Source organism: Sphingorhabdus sp. (assembly GCF_044374345.1).
Taxonomy (GTDB): domain Bacteria; phylum Pseudomonadota; class Alphaproteobacteria; order Sphingomonadales; family Sphingomonadaceae; genus Sphingorhabdus_B.
Genome location: NZ_JBILOS010000125.1, coordinates 1 through 4,865, shown reverse-complemented (window position 1 = coordinate 4,865; position 4,865 = coordinate 1). Strand labels below are relative to the sequence as shown.

Sequence of the window (4,865 nt, the reverse complement as noted above, 5' to 3'; positions counted from 1 at the left end):
TTCACACTTTTTATCCGACCTTCGCCAGAGGACAGGGCGCGGCACCTTTCAAAACGGTTCAGGATTACGAAAACAACCTGAAGCGCCACAAGGAATTCATCGTCCTGATGGACGCATCAATTGGCCGTTTCCGCCAAGGCATGGCGTCCGGCGTATTCGAAACGAAGATGACGATCCGCAATGTCATCGACCAGCTCAACACACAATTGGCGCAAAAGACCGAAGAGTCGCCTTATTACGGGCCAGTTCTGAAATTCCCTGCGGATTTCAGCGATGCGGACAAAGCACGCCTGACGGCGGAATATCGCGACATCATCGTCAACGGTCTGTACCCAGCCAATGCCCGTCTGCGTGACTTCCTGCGCGACAGCTATTTGCCATTGGCCCGCGAACAGGTCGGCTTGTCCGCCATGAAGGGCGGCGAAGGCCTGTATCAATATATGATCGAGCAAACGACGACCCTGCCATTGAAGGCAGACGACATCCACAATCTGGGATTGTCGGAGGTTGCCCGGATTAAATCGGGTATGGAAACCATCAAAAATGAAGTTCGCTTCAAAGGCACCCTGCCCGAGTTTTTTGAGCATCTGCGTTCGGATCCGAAATTCAAAATGTCGAGCCGCGATGCGCTGACGCAGGGTTATTACGACATCGGCAAGAAAGTCGACGCAACGATTTCAACGCAGTTCAAATATCTGCCCAAGGCACCGCTTGAGATTAAACCCTACGAAGAATTCCGCGAGAAATATGAAGCCGGCGGCAGCTATCAACAGGGTACCCCTGATGGATCGCGTCCGGGCACATTTTATTTCAACGCCTATGATCTGCCAAGCCGCACGATCCCGGGCATGACCACGCTTTATCTGCATGAAGGCGCACCTGGGCACCATTTCCAGATCAGCATCGCACAGGAAAATGAAAAGCTTCCCGCGTTCATGCGTTTTGGCGGCAACACGGCCTATGTCGAAGGTTGGGCGCTATATTCCGAAACCCTCGGTTACGAGATGGGCTTGTTTAAAGACCCGTATCAACGCTTTGGAACGCTGTCCGACGAAATGCTGCGGGCGATGCGTCTCGTGGTCGACACCGGCATCCACAGCAAGGGTTGGACCCGCGAACAGGCCATCGACTATATGCTCGCCAACAGCGATATGGGTAAAACCGACGCCACGGCAGAGGTCGAACGTTACATCGCGATTCCGTCGCAAGCATTGGCCTATAAAATCGGCGCCCTCACCATCCTGCGTCTGAAAGACAAGGCGAAGAAGGAACTTGGCAAGAAATTCGACGTGCGCGAATTCCACAATCAGGTTCTGAACACCGGCGCACTGCCGCTTACCGTGCTTGAGAAAAAGATCGACGCCTGGATCGCCGCGTCGAAGTAAACTGCGCGCTTCCCGGCAGGATGTCTTGTCGGGAAGCGAACAGCTTGATTGGCCCCCTGCCTTGATATAGCGCTTGTCATGAGGGGGAATACAATCATGCCAAGTTTTACCGCCAGCCTTGCTGGATTTGTTTTGCGCACCACGGGCTATTATCGCCGGATGTTTACAGGCGGCCCGCAGTTTCAACAAAACATCATCAAGGTCCGGGCAGCGCCTGCGCCGCGACCAATCGCAAAGGACGACGTTGACGTTCGGCAGAGCGAATTTCAGGGCCGCAATGTCTGGCACGTGGCGCCCAAGGACAGAGCGCCCAGCGCCCATATCTTGTTCTGGCATGGCGGCGGCTATGTCTATTCAGCCACGGACGTCCACTGGAAATTCTTAAGCCACATGGCGTCACAACATGGCTGGTCGATAACGGCGCCACTGTATCCGCTCGCGCCGGAAAGCTCCGCCGAAGCCATTACGGCATGGGCCAGCGCATATTACGCGGCGTATCAAACCGATATCAACGGCGCGCCGTTCGTCATGGGTGGCGACTCAGCAGGGGGTGGCTTGACCGCTGCACTGGCGCAAATGGCACGCGACAGCGGTCAAACACTGCCCGCCGGCCTGTTGCTCATTTGCCCTTGGCTTGACCTGGACCCGGCACATCCCGACCAGTTGAAAACGGAACCGCGTGACGGGATTTTGACCATCAGCGGTATTGCCGAAGGCGGTAGTTTGTACGCGGGCGACTTGCCCCTTACCGATCCACGGTGCAGCCCAATCTTCGGCAACTGGGATGGCTTGCCACCCATTTTGGCCTTTGCGGGCGGCGATGACATCTTGGTCACCGATTCCAGAGCGTTAAAGGCCAAGGTGCCATCGGTTGATCTCACCGAACTTGCCGGCATGATGCACGACTGGCCGATTTTCAGTTTCAGCGAGTCACGCAAGGCACAGGCCGCGATGGCAGGCTTTGCAGCACGGGCTGTGGCGTAACGCATTTGCGTGGCCGGGTTGGCTGCGATATGAAGTTGCTATGAAAGGCGATGCTCCATGCCGGCAGTAAAAGCAGCCAACCCACGCGACGTTTTTGCATCCGATGACTGGCGTGCAATCACGACCTTGTCCCGATGGCGGGGCATCTGGCTCATCATCCATGCGTGGATCATCGTGGCGCTTGCGGCATTTGGTGGTGCTGCGGCGTGGAACTATCACTGGCTGGCCGGGATATTGGTGACGCCGCTGGCGCTGGCCATATTGGGCGGGCGGCAATTGGGGTTGTCCATCCTGATGCATGACGGCGCGCATGGTCTGCTACACCCCAATCGCAGAACCAACAACTGGCTCGGGCAATGGCCGTCGGGCGCTGCAACGGGTAGCGACCTGTTCGCCTATCGCACCTATCATCTGACGCACCACAAATTTACACAGCAACCCGAAGATCCCGACCTGTCCTTGTCTGCGCCGTTTCCGACCAGCCGCGACAGCCTGCGCCGCAAGTTCATCCGCGACCTGACCGGGCAAACTTTCTTTAAGCAACGGCGCGCGCAATTTGCGGCGGCGTTGCGCGGTGTGGCCGCGATATTGCGGGGCGAAAACGGCGCGGGTAAGGCTGACACGCACGCAGGCCGGGCATTCAACATGCAAAACAGAGCGGGAGTCGGCGCGCCAATCGCTAATGTGGAAGGCGCCAAAACGACCGCGCGCACCGTGGGCCGGTTCCTGATGGTGCAGGCGATTTTGCTCGCGATATCGTTGACGTTATGGGGCTGGACGCCATTTTTGCTGTGGCTGGCCGCGCTCGCGACGACATTTCAATTGTTCCTGCGCATCCGCAACATTGCCGAGCACGCCTGCACCCCGACGGGCAGCGGCGACCCATTTACACATGCACGCACGACCTATGCCGGTGCCGTGGCGCGCATGACGGTTGCTCCATATTGGGTGAACTATCACAGCGAACATCATCTGTTCATGGGTGTGCCGTGCTACAAATTACCCGACACCCACCGGCTGCTGGGCAATGGCGGCTATTATCCGCGCATGACGATATCACCCAATTATCGCGATGTTTTGCGGCAAGCGATCAACCGGCCTACAGCCACCCAGCCCGCTTGAACCGGATGAACAGGGTGACACAAATGGTCACCATCACCCCGACGATCATGAAATATCCATATGTCCACTCAAGCTCCGGCATATGTTCGAAATTCATGCCGTAAATGCCCGCAATCGCGGTCGGCACGGCCAATATGGCGGCCCATGCGGCCAATTGGCGGGTAATCACCCCCTGCCTTTGTTGCTCCAGCAATCCGCTCGTTTCAATCACGGACGTGAGCGTGTCGCGTAACCCTTCAACGCGGTAGACAATACGGCGCACATGGTCGAGCAAGTCGCGCATATAGGGATAAATGTTCGCATCGATCTGCGGCAGCTCAAGGTTGATAAAGCGGCTCGTCAAATCCTCAGTCGGGCCCAATATCCGTTGCAGCCGGAACAGTTCGCGCCGGAGCATGAAGATGCGACTGGTTTCGGCCGAGCTCAGGAAGTTGTCGATTGCGCGTTCTTCCATGACGAGCACTTTTTCTTCCATGATATCGACAAGGTCACCATAGCCGTCGACGATGAAATCAAGGATCGCGTGCAGGACATAATCTGCGCCTTGCTTCAGCAACCACGGCGTCGCCTCAAGCTGGTCCCGAATGGGGCTGTGCGAACGTTCCGAACCATGGCGCACGGTGATGATGAATTGGCGGCCCATGAAAATGGCCGTGTTGCCATAAACAATGCGATCGCCCTCCAGCTTGGGCGTGCGGATCACCAGAAAGAGGTGATCGCCGTAAACGTCGACCTTGGGCAAATGTTTCGGATCAAGCGCGTCTTCCACGGCAAGCGGATGCAGGCCAAAATGGTCCTGAACGCGCTTAAGCGCGCCATCGTCGGGTTCATGCAACCCAATCCAGATGAAATCCTTTGGCTGGGTGATATGCGGAATTGGTTTGCTAAGGTCGATTTCCTGCGCGACCTTGCCATCATGGTAGAGGCGGGCCGCAACCGTGGTCATGCAAGCGCTTCCGCAATCAACTGCCGGCTGTTCGCAATCCCGTAGAGCGCGATGAAGCTGCCCATGCGTGGACCAGCGCTTGAGCCCAACAGCGTTTCATATAGCGCCTTGAACCAGTCACGCAGATTTTCGAAACCGCCCTCTTTGCCTATTTCATACACGATATTTTGTATGTCCTCGGCAGTCGCGTCCGCAGGCAGTTCCGCCAAACGCGCATCGAGCGTTTGCAACGCAGCAACCTCAACACCCTCGGGCTTGCGTTTTTGCAAGGTCGGCGCAACGAAGTCGCGATTATAGGCAAGCGCGATGGGGATAAGCTCCGCCAGTTCGGGCGCATTTTCTGGCGACACATTGTCGGCATAATTGCCAAGATAGGCCCAGACCTGCTCCTCGGTCGCGCCTGCACCCATGACGCCAACGAGGTTCAG

Annotated in this window: 4 protein-coding genes and 1 pseudogene; 3 read left to right on the top strand and 2 right to left on the bottom strand. The window is 56.9% G+C overall.

Annotation, left to right across the window (positions count from 1 at the left end):
- From ACIQ5B_RS10230 to ACIQ5B_RS10220, 3 genes are all read left to right on the top strand, one after another.
- A partial coding sequence (locus ACIQ5B_RS10230) for a DUF885 domain-containing protein (protein ID WP_397598926.1) occupies positions 1 to 1,385 on the top strand: 1,385 nt, incomplete at its 5' end.
- Between the two features lie 96 nt (positions 1,386 to 1,481).
- Positions 1,482 to 2,369, top strand: coding sequence for an alpha/beta hydrolase fold domain-containing protein (locus ACIQ5B_RS10225; RefSeq protein ID WP_397598925.1), 888 nt, complete (start codon positions 1,482 to 1,484; stop codon positions 2,367 to 2,369).
- 57 nt (positions 2,370 to 2,426) lie between these two features.
- Positions 2,427 to 3,491 (top strand): fatty acid desaturase family protein, encoded by a 1,065-nt coding sequence (locus tag ACIQ5B_RS10220; RefSeq protein WP_397598924.1) that lies wholly within the window; start codon positions 2,427 to 2,429, stop codon positions 3,489 to 3,491.
- Here ACIQ5B_RS10220 and ACIQ5B_RS10215 read toward each other — a convergent pair.
- Entirely contained in the window at positions 3,469 to 4,437 is a 969-nt protein-coding gene (locus ACIQ5B_RS10215) for a magnesium and cobalt transport protein CorA (RefSeq protein WP_397598923.1), read from the bottom strand. The genes ACIQ5B_RS10220 and ACIQ5B_RS10215 overlap by 23 nt on opposite strands.
- Positions 4,434 to 4,865: pseudogene (lysK, locus tag ACIQ5B_RS10210) on the bottom strand (lysine--tRNA ligase); the annotation flags it as partial. The gene ACIQ5B_RS10215 and the pseudogene lysK, both read right to left, overlap by 4 nt.